Annotated in this window: 16 protein-coding genes; 5 read left to right on the top strand and 11 right to left on the bottom strand. The window is 69.5% G+C overall.

The window, feature by feature from the left end:
- Positions 1 to 109 precede the first annotated feature (109 nt).
- The 4 genes from AC4GY7_RS06700 to AC4GY7_RS06685 are packed head-to-tail and all read right to left on the bottom strand — an operon-like array spanning position 110 to position 2,904.
- Positions 110 to 1,528, bottom strand: coding sequence for a coniferyl aldehyde dehydrogenase (locus AC4GY7_RS06700; protein WP_491112656.1), 1,419 nt, complete (start codon positions 1,526 to 1,528; stop codon positions 110 to 112).
- Positions 1,525 to 1,938: a hypothetical protein gene (locus AC4GY7_RS06695; RefSeq protein ID WP_491112654.1), complete on the bottom strand. Its 414-nt coding sequence runs from the start codon at positions 1,936 to 1,938 to the stop codon at positions 1,525 to 1,527. The genes AC4GY7_RS06700 and AC4GY7_RS06695 overlap by 4 nt, the downstream gene beginning before the upstream one ends.
- On the bottom strand, positions 1,935 to 2,690 hold the full coding sequence (locus AC4GY7_RS06690; RefSeq protein ID WP_491112653.1) for a prepilin peptidase: 756 nt from the start codon (positions 2,688 to 2,690) through the stop codon (positions 1,935 to 1,937). Before AC4GY7_RS06690 ends, AC4GY7_RS06695 begins: the two co-directional genes overlap by 4 nt.
- Position 2,691: 1 nt before the next feature.
- Positions 2,692 to 2,904 carry a hypothetical protein gene (locus AC4GY7_RS06685; protein ID WP_491112652.1) on the bottom strand — a complete coding sequence of 71 codons (213 nt, stop codon included), beginning with the start codon at positions 2,902 to 2,904 and terminating at the stop codon, positions 2,692 to 2,694.
- 157 nt (positions 2,905 to 3,061) lie between these two features.
- Here AC4GY7_RS06685 and AC4GY7_RS06680 point away from each other — a divergent pair, with 157 nt between their 5' ends.
- Entirely contained in the window at positions 3,062 to 4,246 is a 1,185-nt protein-coding gene (locus tag AC4GY7_RS06680) for an acetyl-CoA C-acyltransferase (RefSeq protein WP_491112651.1), read from the top strand.
- A gap of 46 nt (positions 4,247 to 4,292) precedes the next feature.
- On the opposite strand, the gene AC4GY7_RS06675 is transcribed toward AC4GY7_RS06680, so the two are convergent.
- Positions 4,293 to 4,784, bottom strand: coding sequence for an SH3 domain-containing protein (locus tag AC4GY7_RS06675; RefSeq protein WP_491112649.1), 492 nt, complete (start codon positions 4,782 to 4,784; stop codon positions 4,293 to 4,295).
- Between the two features lie 100 nt (positions 4,785 to 4,884).
- Here AC4GY7_RS06675 and AC4GY7_RS06670 point away from each other — a divergent pair, with 100 nt between their 5' ends.
- Together AC4GY7_RS06670 and AC4GY7_RS06665 are read left to right on the top strand one after the other, a co-directional pair.
- Positions 4,885 to 5,877 (top strand): 2-hydroxyacid dehydrogenase, encoded by a 993-nt coding sequence (locus AC4GY7_RS06670; RefSeq protein WP_491112648.1) that lies wholly within the window; start codon positions 4,885 to 4,887, stop codon positions 5,875 to 5,877.
- 94 nt (positions 5,878 to 5,971) lie between these two features.
- Positions 5,972 to 6,169: a YMGG-like glycine zipper-containing protein gene (locus tag AC4GY7_RS06665; protein ID WP_491112646.1), complete on the top strand. Its 198-nt coding sequence runs from the start codon at positions 5,972 to 5,974 to the stop codon at positions 6,167 to 6,169.
- 23 nt (positions 6,170 to 6,192) lie between these two features.
- Here AC4GY7_RS06665 and AC4GY7_RS06660 read toward each other — a convergent pair whose 3' ends face one another.
- From AC4GY7_RS06660 to AC4GY7_RS06650, 3 genes are read right to left on the bottom strand one after another with little or no spacing between them, the layout of a single operon-like run.
- A complete protein-coding gene (locus AC4GY7_RS06660; RefSeq protein ID WP_491112644.1) occupies positions 6,193 to 6,660 on the bottom strand; it encodes a hypothetical protein in 468 nt (155 codons plus the stop codon).
- Between the two features lie 38 nt (positions 6,661 to 6,698).
- Positions 6,699 to 6,998: a putative quinol monooxygenase gene (locus AC4GY7_RS06655; RefSeq protein WP_491112643.1), complete on the bottom strand. Its 300-nt coding sequence runs from the start codon at positions 6,996 to 6,998 to the stop codon at positions 6,699 to 6,701.
- Positions 6,998 to 8,401, bottom strand: coding sequence for an NAD(P)H-dependent flavin oxidoreductase (locus tag AC4GY7_RS06650; protein WP_443584768.1), 1,404 nt, complete (start codon positions 8,399 to 8,401; stop codon positions 6,998 to 7,000). The genes AC4GY7_RS06655 and AC4GY7_RS06650 overlap by 1 nt, the downstream gene beginning before the upstream one ends.
- 344 nt (positions 8,402 to 8,745) lie before the next feature.
- On the opposite strand from AC4GY7_RS06650, the gene AC4GY7_RS06645 reads away from it, so the two are divergent.
- Positions 8,746 to 9,204 (top strand): hypothetical protein, encoded by a 459-nt coding sequence (locus tag AC4GY7_RS06645; protein WP_443584767.1) that lies wholly within the window; start codon positions 8,746 to 8,748, stop codon positions 9,202 to 9,204.
- Between the two features lie 72 nt (positions 9,205 to 9,276).
- On the opposite strand, the gene AC4GY7_RS06640 is transcribed toward AC4GY7_RS06645, so the two are convergent.
- Genes AC4GY7_RS06640 through AC4GY7_RS06630 form a run of 3 tightly spaced genes read right to left on the bottom strand, consistent with a single transcriptional unit; the run spans position 9,277 to position 12,472 of the window.
- Positions 9,277 to 10,410 (bottom strand): glycosyltransferase family 4 protein, encoded by a 1,134-nt coding sequence (locus AC4GY7_RS06640; protein WP_491112641.1) that lies wholly within the window; start codon positions 10,408 to 10,410, stop codon positions 9,277 to 9,279.
- Between the two features lie 20 nt (positions 10,411 to 10,430).
- On the bottom strand, positions 10,431 to 11,624 hold the full coding sequence (locus AC4GY7_RS06635; RefSeq protein WP_491112639.1) for a DUF418 domain-containing protein: 1,194 nt from the start codon (positions 11,622 to 11,624) through the stop codon (positions 10,431 to 10,433).
- Positions 11,621 to 12,472 carry an alpha/beta fold hydrolase gene (locus tag AC4GY7_RS06630; RefSeq protein ID WP_491112637.1) on the bottom strand — a complete coding sequence of 284 codons (852 nt, stop codon included), beginning with the start codon at positions 12,470 to 12,472 and terminating at the stop codon, positions 11,621 to 11,623. The genes AC4GY7_RS06635 and AC4GY7_RS06630 overlap by 4 nt, the downstream gene beginning before the upstream one ends.
- Before the next feature lie 78 nt (positions 12,473 to 12,550).
- On the opposite strand from AC4GY7_RS06630, the gene AC4GY7_RS06625 reads away from it, so the two are divergent.
- On the top strand, positions 12,551 to 13,909 hold the full coding sequence (locus AC4GY7_RS06625; protein ID WP_491112635.1) for a protein adenylyltransferase SelO family protein: 1,359 nt from the start codon (positions 12,551 to 12,553) through the stop codon (positions 13,907 to 13,909).
- The last annotated feature ends 34 nt before the right edge of the window (positions 13,910 to 13,943 follow it).

The following is a 13,943-nucleotide window of genomic DNA, read 5'->3' as shown; positions in this document are numbered from 1 at the left end:
CCCCAAGCCTGACGGAAACGTTGCAGATGCGGCTTGGTTGCGCTGCCGCATCGGTTTTTCCACTGGCCCTAGGGGAATTACTTATATTTCCAACGGGATGACGATAGCTTCATCCCTTCACCTGGCGCCGGATCGTGGCGGCCAACGCCTTGCCGTAAGGCGGTTTCAGCCCGGCGATCCGGGCGACGTCGAAGCGCGACTGCCGGAACACCGCCTTGGCATGACTGAAGGTCCTGAAGCCGTCGATGCCGTGATAGCTGCCCATGCCCGATGCGCCGACACCGCCGAATGGCAGGTCCTCCATCGACACGTGCAGCACGACGTCGTCCAGCGTCACACCGCCGGAGATGGTGCGACCGAGCACCCGGCGGCGCTCGGCGGCGTCGGTGCCGAAATGGTAGAGGCCGAGCGGACGCGGACCGCGGTTAATGCGGGCGATCGCCTCGTCGATGCCATCGTAGCGGACGATGGGCAGGATGGGGCCGAAGATCTCCTCCTGCATCAGCGTCATCGCGTCGGTCACATCGCGAACGATGTGCAGCGGCATCTTGCGGCTGTTGGAGGCGGTGAAATCCTCATCCGCCGGATTGACCACCTCGATGCGCGCGCCTTTCGCCCGCGCATCGTCCAGCCATTCGTGCAGGCGGCGGTGATGCCGGTCGTTGATGACCGCGGTGTAATCTGGATTGGCGAGCAGCGTCGGGTACATCGCGCCGACCGCCGCGGCGAGGCCGTCGACCACCGCCTGTTCCCGATCCGCAGGGGCGAGCACATAATCGGGCGCGAGGCAGATCTGCCCCGCATTCAGCATCTTGCCGAGCGCGATCCGTTCGGTGGCGCGGCCGATATCCGCTCCTGCCCCGACGACCGCCGGGCTCTTGCCGCCGAGCTCCAGCGTCACCGGCGTCAGATTGTCGGCCGCCGCGTGCAGGATGTGCCGGCCGATGCCGGTGGCGCCGGTGAACAGCAGATGATCAAACGGGAGCGCCGCGAAGGCCTTGCCGACCTCCGGGCCGCCGGAGACGAAGGCGAGTTCCTCGGCCGCGAAATAGCGGGCGACGACATCCTCGAACACAGCGGCGGTGGCGGGCGTGAATTCGCTGGTCTTCACCATCACGCGATTGCCGGCGGCGAAGGCACCCGCGATCGGCCCCATCACCAGATTGACCGGAAAATTCCACGGCGCGATCACGCCGACGACGCCTTTGGGCTGATACTCCACCCAGGCCCGCGCGCCGAGCAGCCCGAGCGGAAACTGCACCGCGCGCCGTTCCGGCCTCGCCCAGGCATCGAGCCTCTTCAGCGCGTGAGCGATCGGCGCGATCGATCCGGCGATATCGGTCAGCATCGACTGGTCGCGACTGCGGTGGCCGAAATCCTCGCTGAGCGCATCGCAGAAGCGGTCCGCGCAGTCGCGGATCATCGCTGCCGCACGTGTCAGCCGATCCTTGCGCACCGCCGGCGATACCGGCAACTCCGCGGCGAAGGCGGCGCGCTGTGCCGCCAGCACCTGCGCCGCCGTGGTCATGCCCGGCAGCCGACCAGCCCGGCGACGGGCACCACGATCCCGTCCTCGCCGGGACGATCGATCTGCAACGCACCGCTCGGCACACGGGCGCCGGCGGTCAGGCCCTCCTGCTGCACCACCTCCAGGGTCAGATGCGCGCTGACGGCTCCGCCTCGATAATCAGCGCTGGCCGGGAAGCCCAACCGTGCCGGCCCCTCGACGGCCACTCGGGCGAGGTCGACGGTCTTGCCGCCCAGCGAGAGGCGCAAGGTTCCCGGATCGGCGGTGGCCATCGCCACCAGCTGACGATCGGCGGCACTCCACAGATAGGCGGCACAGCCCTTGGCGGGCAATTCCTGCCGGCCGATCGGGCCGAGCACCGGGGAAACGGCAGCGGCCTGGGCCGCGACGGCGAGTAACAGCGCGATCATGGCGCCAGCATTATCATGGCCAGCCACGCCGGGTAAGCCGCCGCCGCGAGCATGGCGCCGAAGGGCAACGCCGTATCGCGCGCGAGGCCGCGGCCCCTCACCTGCGCGAATACTGCGATGCCGAGCCCGATGAGGCTGGCGATCACCAGCACCGCCGGCAGCATCCGCCAGCCGAGCCACAGGCCGATCGCCCCCAGCAGCTTGGGATCGCCCCCGCCCATGCCATCGCGCCCGCGCCACACCCTGTACCCCCGGGCGATGCCGGCGAGGACGGCATAGCCGGCGATGCCGCCGATCAACCGGTCGGCGAGCGGCGGGTCCGATCCGATGACACCGGCCACCGCACCCGTTGTCGCGAGCAGCCCGGTCAGCCGGTCGGGCAGCCAGAAGGCAACCAGGTCGAGCGCGGCCAAAGCCAGCAGCAGCCAGCCGAAGACTGCGCCTGCCAGCCCGATCCAGCTCGGCGCGACGCAGCCCGACAGCGCGCCGACCGCCGCCGCCGCCGCCTCGATCCGCCAGTGCAGCGGATCGATTCCCGCACCGCACCGTCGACACCGGCCGCGCTGCATGGCGAAGCTCAGCAATGGCACCAATTCGCTTGGCCCGAGCGCGTGGCCACACCCGTCGCAGGCGGAGCGGCCGCGGGTCACCGAGCGTTCCTGCGGCCAGCGGATCACCAGTGCCGCGATGAAGCTGCCGAGCAGAGCCCCCAACACACCAAGCGCCAGCGGCCAGCCGACCGCGGCGCTCATCTCACGCCTCGGCGGTGTTCCGGTCGCGGATCAGGTAGCGGTAGACGCCGAGCAGATCGATCAGCAGCAGCACGACGTTCTGCGATCCCAATGCCCAGTCGCGCATCAATACCGCGCCGGTGATCCAGGCGATGGCGGACAGGCAGAACAGCACCATCGCCCAACCGGTGTCGCGCCGCCCCCAGTCGAGCGACACGATGGTCGCGGCGATCATGCCGCTGATCGAGGCAAACCATCGTATCGGTTCGATAAAGTTGTCCATGGCGGCGTAGCGCGCGAACGACGCGATGTTTCCCGGCCATGGTCCTCATTGCCCTGCCCTGCCCGCTATCCTAGATCGCGCGCAACCTCGAAAAGATCACGGAGAGCCTATGTCCACCGATCCCGTCGTCATCCTCGGCTATGCACGTACGCCGATGGGTTCGTTCCAGGGGGCATTGGCGGGTGCATCCGCCACCGATCTCGGCGCAGCGGCGGTGAAGGCCGCGGTGGAGCGCAGCGGCGCCGCGGCGGACGCGGTGGAGCGCATCTACATGGGCTGTGTGCTCCCCGCCGGCCTCGGCCAGGCGCCCGCGCGGCAGGCGGCGATCAACGCCGGGCTCGGCACGCATGTCGAGGCGACGACGGTCAACAAAATGTGCGGATCGGGCATGCAGGCCGCGATCCTCGCCGCCGATGCGCTCGCCGCGGGATCGGTCGACCTGCTGGTCGCGGGCGGCATGGAGAGCATGACCAACGCGCCCTATCTGTCGCGCAAGCATCGCTCCGGCGCACGTATCGGCCACGATACGCTCTACGATCACATGTATCTCGACGGGCTGGAGGACGCCTACGAACCCGGCAAGCTGATGGGCAATTTCGCCGAGGAAACCGCGGCGGACTATCAGTTCACCCGCAAGGCGATGGACGATTATGCGATCGAATCGCTGACGCGGGCACAGGCCGCGCAGCGCTCCGGCGCCTTCGAGCGCGAGATCGTCCCCGTCGAGGTGAAGGGGCGCAAGGGCTCGGTCACCGTCGCCGAGGACGAGCAGCCGGCCAAGGGCGATGTCGCCAAGATCCCGACGTTGAAGCCCGCCTTTTCGAAGGAGGGCACGATCACCGCGGCCAACGCATCCTCGATCTCCGATGGGGCGGCGGCGCTGGTGATGACGCGGGCGAGTGTCGCCGAGCGGCTCGGCCTGAACCCGATCGCGCGCATCGTTGCCCATGCCGCCCATGCGCACGATCCGGCGAAGTTCACCACCGCCCCCGTCTTCGCGATGCGCAAGGCGATGGACCGCGCCGGCTGGACCCGCGACGATATCGACCTGTTCGAGGTGAACGAGGCCTTCGCCGCCGTCTCGATGATCGCGATCCACGACCTGGGCCTCGATCCGGCTAGGCTCAACGTCCACGGCGGCGCCTGCGCGCTCGGTCATCCGATCGGGGCGAGCGGCGCGCGCATTCTCGCGACCCTGTTGTCGGCGCTCCAGACCAACGGCCAGCGCCGCGGGCTCGCATCATTGTGCATCGGCGGCGGCGAGGCGACGGCGATGGCGGTGGAACTGCTATAAGGATGGTGAGACGGCGGATCGTCGCATCCGCCGCCTCACCCCCATATCACGGCAGCCGCTCGGTCGGCTCCACGCCCCACAGGCTGCCGACCTCGACATAGCCCGCCTGCCCTTTCACATCGAAGCGGCACCAGCCGCCGCCGCACTGGCTGAGGCGGCCGACGACGCCGGGCGCCGCACGCCACGCCAGCCGGGCGCCGCCGGCAGGACGATTGCGCATGTCGATCGGCTGCGCGCCGCGGACGATGGCGGTGCGCCGTTCGCTGAGCAACGCGGCGAGCATCCAGCCCTGCGTGCCGTCCGGATCCTCGACCTTGCGCCATTGCTTGAAGGTCGCGATCACGCGCACCGGCAGATCGGCGCGCTGGTAGAGCCAGCTCGCCGGATAGGTCTTGTCGGGGCCGGTGCGCATGCGCGCGCGGCCGGCGCTGATCGACGCGAAATACGGCAGCGTCTTCTTGGCCTCCGCCGCCAGCGCGCTGCCCTCGGCGGCCAGCATCGCCAGCGCCGCGGCCGTTGCCCATGCCAAATGGCGCATCGTTCCTGTCCTTGTCCCTGTGCGCCCTCTCTAGCGCCGCGGGATGGCTTGGCAACGGGCCGTTGACGTGCGGCGGATGTATCGCCAAGCCGGTGCCGCGATGCCAGAACTCCGCCGCAATCCCAAGGTGATCGTCACCCGCGAACTCGCCGACACGGTGATGGACCGGCTGGAGGCGCTGTTCGACACCCGCAACAACCGCGGCGATGCGGCGATGAGCCGGGAGCGGCTCGCCGCGGCGATGGCGGACTGCGACGTGCTGGTGCCGACCGTCACCGACGAGATCGATGCAGACCTGATCGCGGGCGCCGGCGAGCGGCTGAAGCTGATCGCCAATTACGGCGCCGGCGTGAACCATATCGCGCTGAAGGCGGCGCGCGCGCGCGGCATCATCGTCACCAATACGCCGGGCGTGCTCACCGAAGACACCGCCGATATGGCGATGGCGCTGATCGTGTCCGTACCGCGACGGCTTGCCGAGGGCGAGAAGCTGGTGCGATCGGGCGAATGGCACGGCTGGAGCCCCGGCGGCATGCTGGGCCGGCGGATCGGCGGCAAGACGCTGGGCATCGTCGGCATGGGTCGCATCGGCCAGGCGGTGGCGCGTCGCGCCCGCGCCTTCGGGCTGGCGATCCATTACCACAACCGCCGCCGCCTGCCCGCCGTGGTCGAGGTGGAGCTGGGCGCGACCTTCCACGCCGACCTCGACGATCTGCTCGGCGTCGCCGATATCGTCAGCATCCACACGCCGCTCAACGCCGACAGCCGCGACCTTGTCGACCGGCGGCGGATCGGGTTGATGCGCCCGCATGTCTACCTCATCAACACCTCGCGCGGCGGCATCGTCGATGAGGCCGCGTTGGTCGACGCGCTGGAGGCGGGGCGGCTCGCAGGCGCCGGGCTGGACGTGTGGGAGCATGAGCCGCGCATCGATCCGCGCCTGCTCGCGCTGCCCAATGTCGTGATGACGCCGCACATGGGGTCGGCGACGCTGGAGGGGCGGCAGGCGTCGGGCGAACGTGTGATCCAGAACATCCGGATGTGGGCCGACGGCCACCGCCCGCCCGACCAGGTGCTGGAAGGCTGGGCCTGAACGTCGCGCGATTGCGTGATAAATCATTGCCGCCCGGAACCCTTGCTGCGCAGCAACATTGACCGCGCATCCAGCAGCACGAGGGACATCAATGATGAACATCAAGCCACTCGCCGCGCCCGCAGCACTCGCGCTCGCCGCGCTCAGCCTGTCGGCCTGTTCGACGCTGAAGGGCGCCGGCATCGGTGCCGCGGGCGGCGCGGGCGTCGCCGCCGCGACTGGCGGTAGCGTCGAAAAGGGCGCTGCGGTCGGCGGCACGGCCGGCGCGGTGGTCGGCACCGTCGCCGACTAAAGGGTTCGGGAGCGTCGAGCGCCTCAACCCGGCGCTCCCGTACACATGCCGGCGAGCAATGCGCGCCGTTCCCGACCCTTGGGACGGCCGAAGCGATCGAGGATCGCCATCATCTCCGCGCGATCCGGCAGGTAAATCTGCTCGCAATCGACTGTCCGGCATATCCGCGTGTTCGGTTCGACGGGCGTCCAACCTGCACCGCCGCGAACCTCCAGTCCCGCCATGATTTCGACGGTGCGATCCTGCTTCGGCCAGCGTGCGAACAGCCGCGAGCGGAAGAGCGGGTGATCGTCCGGCTGCATGATCGACAACCGGTGCGTGGCGATGAGCCGGCGTGCATCGCGTTCGCTGGTCAGCAGGTCGATGTCGGCCACGGGCGTCGCCGCGCCATGCAGCGCCACGGCCGCGCTGCCGATGATCCACCAGTCGTCTTCGGCATGGCGCATCGCCCGAGCGATGGCGATCAGGGCTGCCGTGGTCTCGGCGTCCATCCCTGCCCCGCCCTGTCGCGGATCGTCGATTGCGGCGATCAGAATGGTTCGCCGCCTCCGGTTTCGAACAGCGTCAGCGCGCGATCGTGGATGCCCAGATCCGCCCAGCCGGCTCGCCAGGTGGCGAGGTGTGGCGCCGCGAGGTGACGATCGAGCCCGGCGCGATCCCGCCAGCGTTCCGCGACGTGGATCAGCCCCGGCTCCAGCACATCCTCGGCGTAGCTGTAGGCGAGGCAGCCGTCCTCGGCGCGGCTCGCCTCCACCATCGAGCGCATCGCGGGACGGGCCGCCGCCAGCCGGTCGGCCGGCAGCCGGATCGTCCCCGCGATCAGCAGCATCAGTCCCCCGTCAGGATGCGGTCGACCAGCTGCTTGACGCTCGGCACGAAGCCGTTGGAATAGAAGGGGTCGCGCTTGAAATTATAGGCGGCGTGACCCGCGAACATCAGGTTCTGGTCGACATCGCCGCCGTGCGCGATGTCCTGCAGCGTCTTCTGGATGCAGAAACTGCGCGGGTCGGCGAGGCGGCCGGTGGAATTCGTCTCGGTATCCGCCCAGCTCGAGAACGAGCATTGCGACAGGCAGCCCATGCAGTCCGCCTGATCCTTGCGGATGATGCCCTTTTCGGTCGGCGTGACGAACACCAGCGTATTGTCGGGCGTCTTCAGCGCGTCGGTATAGCCCTCGCCGAACCATTGCCGCGCGCGCAGCAGGTCGTTGCGCGTTACCCAGAAGTTCTTGCCCTTCACCCCGACGTCGAGCTGGAAGACGTGGTCGCCCGCCTCCTGCGTCGAAAAGGCGATCTGGCGCTCCGAGCGCGCTTCGAGGTTGCGAAGGAAGGGGTTGCGCACCGCCGACGAATAGAAGCCGGTCGGCGAGAAACGGTGCAGCAGCACCTCGCCTTCCTCGATCTGGGTCAGCTTGTCCTTCCAGTCCTGTGGAATTGGGCTTTCCTGCGTCAGCAGCGGCCGCGTGCCATATTGGAAGGCGATGGTGCCGAGTTCGGGATTGTCGATCCAGTCGTTCCAGTCGCGCAGGTACCAGACGCCGCCCGCCATCACGATCGGCGTGCTGTCGGGGATGCCGCCCTCTCGCATCACGCTGCGCAGTTCGGCGACGCGGGGATAGGGATCCTGCGGCTTCAACGGGTCTTCGGCGTTCGACAGGCCGTTGTGGCCGCCGGCGAGCCAGGGATCCTCGTACACCACTGCGGCAAGCCATTGCGCAGCCTTGGAATAGGCGCGCTTCCACAACGCGCGGAAGGCGCGGCCGGACGACACGATCGGCAGATACGACACCTCGTAGGAGGCGGCGATCTCGCTCAATTTATAGGGCATGCCCGCGCCGCAGGTGACGCCGGCCACCATGCCGCGCGTCCGCTCGAGCACGCCGTGCAGCACCCGCTGCGCGCCGCCCATTTCCCACAGCACGTTGATATTGATCGCGCCCTTGCCACCGGCGATCTCGAAGGCGCGCTTCACCTGCTGGACCGCACCCTCGATGGCGTATTCGACCAGCTCCTCGTGCCGTTCGCGCCGGGTGAGCGCGCGGTAGATCTGCGGGATGATCTTGCCGTCCGGGTCGTAGCTGTCGGCGTTGACCGCCGACACCGTGCCGATGCCGCCCGCTGCGGCCCAGGCCCCTGCCGAGGCGTGATTCGTCGCGGCGACGCCCTTGCCCCCCTCGACGAGCGGCCAGACCTCGCGGCCATTGTAAACGATCGGCTTAAGGCCCTTGAACACGGGAAACGACACCTCCTCGGGGGTAAATACGGCCGGCTATATAGAAAGGATGCGGCGATGCGAAGCCATTGGGCACCGCCTCCGCCAAACCCCGTTCACGCGACGCCGCCGCCGAGTCGCGGCCGCGGAAGTTGGCGAAGTTTACGGCACGTGCGCGTCAGAATCCGGTTCCGCAGGGGCACGCGGCGGTCGGCGGCGGCAGTGGCGGACGGATCGGTCATGGCGCGAATGTATACGCTCTTCACCGTGTAGGACAGCCGGTACGGCGCAGGCTTAGGTGCCCGTTAACCCTGATCGGGCAGAGCGGTGTCCAGCACGTTATCGTAATCCGAGGGAATCGACCGATGGGGGTCCTCAATCACCTGATCGCGCCCAGGCGGCCGGCGCGCAAGCAACTCGCCGCTGCGCTGCGCTCGCCATTGGGCACATTGCTGCTGCCGCAGTTCGAGCGGCTGGGCCTCGTCGCCGGTACGGTGCCGATCCACGGCCCGACCGGCTCGGCCTGGTCGCGCGCCTATGTGCTGGGCGCCGCCTGCGCGTCGCTGCAGCAGCAGGATGCCGCCCCGGCGAGCGACCAGGAATGTTTCGGCGTCGCGCTGACCGCCTTTGCGATGACCTATGGCGAGGATGCGGCGCGTGCCTGCCTGGCGCAGACGGTCGCCGCCGCCGAAGCGCACGAGCCGGAGGTGGAGGACGGCATGATGCAGGGCGCCACCGACCTCGCGCTGGTGACGTCGGGTGACATGGCGGCTGCCGACCTCGCCTTCGCCTTGCGCAATGGCGAGGAAATGGAAGAGCTTTGACGTTCCCGGGAATCGGTGGCTCGCGTGCCCCTCGTCAGGGCAAGAGGGCATAGGCACTGCCCCTCGACGCGTTCAGGCCAGCGCTCCTGCCCGGCCTAGCGCGTCCTCATACAGCGTGCGGTAGCGGGCGATCATCGTCGCCTCGTCATAATCCGCGCGCGCCTTCGCCCGGTTGGCTGCGCCGACCTCGGCCCGCAGATCCGGGTTCGCGATCAGCGTCCGCAGTGCGTCGCGCAGCTGCACCTCGTCGCCGGCGACGATGAAGGGGGCGTTCGCCTGCGACACCATGCGGGGGACGTCGCCGACGGCGGTGCTGACGATCGGCAGGCCGGCGGCCATGCCCTCGACCAGGCTGATCGGCAGCTGTTCGCTGCGCGACGACAGCGCCATGATGTCGAACGCACCGACGAAGCGATGCGGACGATCCAGGAAACCCGGCATCACCAGCCGGTCGGCGATGCCCATCGCGCGCGCGGCAGCGAGGATCGTCTCACGCTCCGGCCCTTCCCCGACGATCACCAGCCGAAACCGCCCCGCGAGGCCGCCGCAGGCGCGCACCAGCAGCGGCAGGTCCTTGACCACGCGCAGGCCGGCGAGGACGCCGATCGTCACCTCCTTGGCATTGGGTACGAAGCCGGGGATGGCACGCGGATCGGGCTTTTTCGCGTAGAGCGCGGTCGGGATGCCGTTGGCGATGCGGTGGACGCGCGCGGGCGGCTGCTTCCACGTCTTCAGCGCCACCTCCTCCAGCACCTCGGAGGGGACGACCAGCGCGTGGGCGGCGCCCAGCGCCATGCGGCGGTAGACGTTGCGTTCGATCTTCAGCCCGCCCGCTTCGTCCGCGTTGAAGCCATCCTCGTGATGAACGATCGGGGGCGCGCCCCTGGCAAAGACGCGGCGCGCCATCACGCCGTCGATCGCGCCCCAATTATAGGTCAGCACCAGGTCGAAGCGGCGCATGTAGCGCGCCAGCGCCTCGTACCGGGCGACCGACGGGCGGCCGGTGAGCGCCGGCGGATCCTGCGCGATCTCGTAGCGGACGCGCGGGTCGATGGCGCTGCGCGCGCCGAGTTCGCCGGGCACGCCGCTGACGATCGTGTGGCGCGCGGCATCGCCGAACGCGTTCATCAGGCGGACCGCCCGCGCCTCCTTGCCGCCCAGGCTGAAGCTGGAATGAAGATGCAGGATGCGGACGGGCTGCGGCATGCCGGACCGTGTAACGCGGTTCAGCGGAACGGCAACAGCCGCCGTTCGACGAGCGAGCGCCACGCCCATTCGACCGGCGCGATGCGGTAGCGGCGCAGATAGAGGACCGCTGCCCACAGCAGCAGCGCGTCGACCGCCAGCGCGAGCGCCAGCATCGCCGTCCAGTGCATCCGCCCGTACAGGCCGAGGCCGAAAGGGGAAAAGACCAGCCACGACACGATCAGCGTCTGCGCAATGTAGAGCGTCAGCGCGCTCCGCCCCGCCGCGGCGAAGGGGGAAAGCCAGCGACGCCCCCGCGCCGTCGACAGCGCCAGCACGACCAGCGCGACATGGCCGAGGGTGGTCGCGAGCCGGGCGACATCCTCCCACATCCAGGCGATCGGGGCGGCGCCGTCGAAGCGCGTCGCCTCCCATCCGGCATAGATGCGCAGCGGCAGGCCGATGCCGTAGCCGATCGCCAGCATGACGGCGTAGCGCCGCCGCGGCCAATCGCCCTGCAACGCTCCCACGCGGAACAATGCGGCACCGACCAGCATCGTCGCGGCCGCTTCCCATATGAAGGTGATCTCGTCGCCGCCGAGCCGATCGAGCGCGACCTGCCGCTGCCCGGCGACCCAGGCGTGGATCGCGCCACGGCCGAAGGCATCCTCGCGCAGCACCGCGGCGGCATCGGCGGCGGCGATGGCGGCGCGTGTGGCGGCCGGAATGTGTGCGGCGAGGCCGATCGCCAGCGTGAAGGCGGCATAGGACAGGCCGAGCGCCAGCAGCGCGCGGGTCGGCAGGGTACGGAAGGCGCAGGCGAGCAGCGCCGCGACCGCATAGGTGTGGAGGATGTCGCCCGGCCACAGCAACAGCAGCATGTGCGCCATGCCGAACGCCCACAGCACGGCATTGCGCCAGCCGTAGCGCAGCGGCACCGCCAGCGGATGATCGGACGCGGCGGCGATCCGCTCGGTCAGGATCAGTAGCCCTGCACCGAACAGCATCTCGAGCAACGCACGCGCCGTGCCTTCGACGATCAGCGTCCGCGCCCACCACACCAGCTGGTCGCTGCCGCTCCAGCCGAGATGGCGGATGTCGGACCAGTTGGCGGTCATCGACGCGCCCATCTCGGTGACGTTCATGAACAGGATGGCGAGGATGGCGAGGCCGCGCAGGATATCGAGCGTCGCGATCCGCGGCGCGCCGTCCGGTTCGTCGGCGGCGGCGATCACGCCTGGGCCAGCAGGCGGTCGATCGGCGCTGCGACGTCGGCTTCGGTCAGGGTTGGGGCATGGCCGACGCCGGGCACCGTCACCAGCTCGGCGCGATCGAGCGAGGCCGTCATCCGCTGCGCGACGGCGGGCGCCAGCACGTCGGACCGGGCACCGCGCACCACCAGCACCGGCACGGTCCGCAGGGCGGCGAGCGCCCCCCACATATCGGGCGCCGCTTCGTTCCCCGGCACCTTGAAGGGCTCGGCGATCTTGAGGTCGTAATCGAGCACGATCCGCCCGGCGCTGTTGAGCCGGTAGACGCGCTTGGCCATCGCCAGCCATTGCTCGATCGTCCAGTCCGGATAGACGTCGCCGTTCGCCTCCGCGAGGGTGCGCGCGGCGTGCATCCAGGTCGGGCAGCTGCTCCCCTTGCCCACATAGCCGCGGATGCGGGTGATGCCGGCGGGGTCGATCTCCGGCCCGACGTCGTTGAGCAGCGCGGCGGCGATCGGCGCGCCGGCGGCGGCGAGCAGCATGGTCACGATCCCGCCCAGCGAGGTGCCGACCGCGACGAAGCGGCCGATCCCTCGCGCGGCGAGCAGCGCCTGCACGTCGGCGACATAAGTGGCGGGCACATAGGTCATCGGATCGCGGGCATATTCGCTTTTTCCCCGGCCGCGGAAATCGACCGCGATCACCTGCCGCGGCCCGGCGAGCCTTTCCGCCAGCCCCTCGAAATCGCGGGCGTTGCGGGTGAGGCCGGGCAGGCAGACGACCGGCGGCGCCCCTTCGTCGCCGGCGTAGAGCCGGTAATGCAGCTTCAGCCCGTCATCCGACGTCCAATAGCAATGTTCGTAGGCGACCATGGCGATATCCTTGGGGCAAAATTCCGGGGACGGATCCTCGGGGTTGCGCCGGCGGGGCGGCGCCCTCCATATCCACGGATGCCCATCGACCCGCAAGCGTACCGGCCCGCAGCGGCCCTCCTCGATCTCGGCCCGTCGTTCTGGGACCCGGTCGAGGCCGCCGATTTTCCCGACACGCGGCTGCGCTTCCGCAACCAAGCCGCGGCGCGGGAGGTCGGGCTCGATAGCCTCGACGACGCCGAATGGGTGCAGGCGTTCGGCCGTTTCGCCCCCCTGCCCGGCACGCTGCCGCAGCCGCTGGCGCTGCGCTACCACGGGCATCAGTTTAGATCCTACAATCCGGAGATCGGCGACGGCCGCGGCTTCACCTTCGCGCAGATGCGAAGCCGCGACGGGCGGCTGATGGACCTCGGCACCAAGGGATCGGGGCAGACGCCCTACAGCCGGTTCGGCGACGGGCGGCTGACGCTGAAGGGCGGCGTGCGCGAAATCCTGGCGACCGAGATGCTGGAGGCGCTGAACGTGCCGACCAGCCGCACGCTGTCGCTGATCGAGACGGGCGAGGAACTGGTCCGCGGCGACGAGCCCTCCCCCACGCGATCGGCGGTGCTGGTGCGCCTCAGCCACGGGCATATCCGCATCGGCACGTTCCAGCGGCTTGCCTACCACCAGGATGCGGACGGCATGCGGGCGCTGGTGCGCTATGTGCTGGAGCGCCTGTACGGCGAGGAGTCGGACGACCCGATCCGGCTGCTCGACCACGTCGTCGCGCGGACCGCGACGCTGGCGGCACGCTACATGGCGGCGGGGTTCGTGCATGGCGTGCTCAACAGCGACAACATCAACGTCACCGGCGAAAGCTTCGATTACGGACCGTGGCGGTTCGCGCCGACCTGGGACCCGGCGTTCACCGCCGCCTATTTCGACCATGCCGGCCTCTACGCCTTCGGCCGCCAGCCCGAGGCGATCCATTGGAACGTGATGCAACTCGCCGCCTCGCTGCGGCTGGTGGCCGAGAGCGATCCGCTGATCGCGAGCCTGGAGGGGTTCGCAGCCCGCTATCAGGTGGCCATCGCCGACGCCATGCTGTGGCGGCTGGGGGTCGTGCCGCGGGAGGCGGCGGAGGATCGTGCGCTGGTGCAGGCGGTGGAGCGAGCATTGCGCAGCACCGGCGTTGCCCTCGACCGGTTCTTCTTCGACGTGTTCGGCGGCGGCCTTCCCGATCGCTATGGCGCGGACTGGGAGGCGGTGCGCGAGGCGCTTGCCCCCTATCGCCCGCGCAAGGGGCGCGATCATGGCTATTGGCAGGGTGCGCCGTGCAGCATGTTGATCGACGAGGTGGAGGCGATCTGGGCGCCGATCGCGGCGGACGACGACTGGTCGGCGCTCCATGCCAAGGTGGCGGCGGTGCGCGCGATGGGCGAGGCCCTGGCCTGAACCCCCGCATCGTCATCCCCGCCGGCGCGCGCGG

The organism is Sphingomonas sp. SP5, from assembly GCF_058313455.1.
Note: the sequence above shows the minus strand (reverse complement) of the source record. Positions and strands in the feature narration are given on the sequence as shown.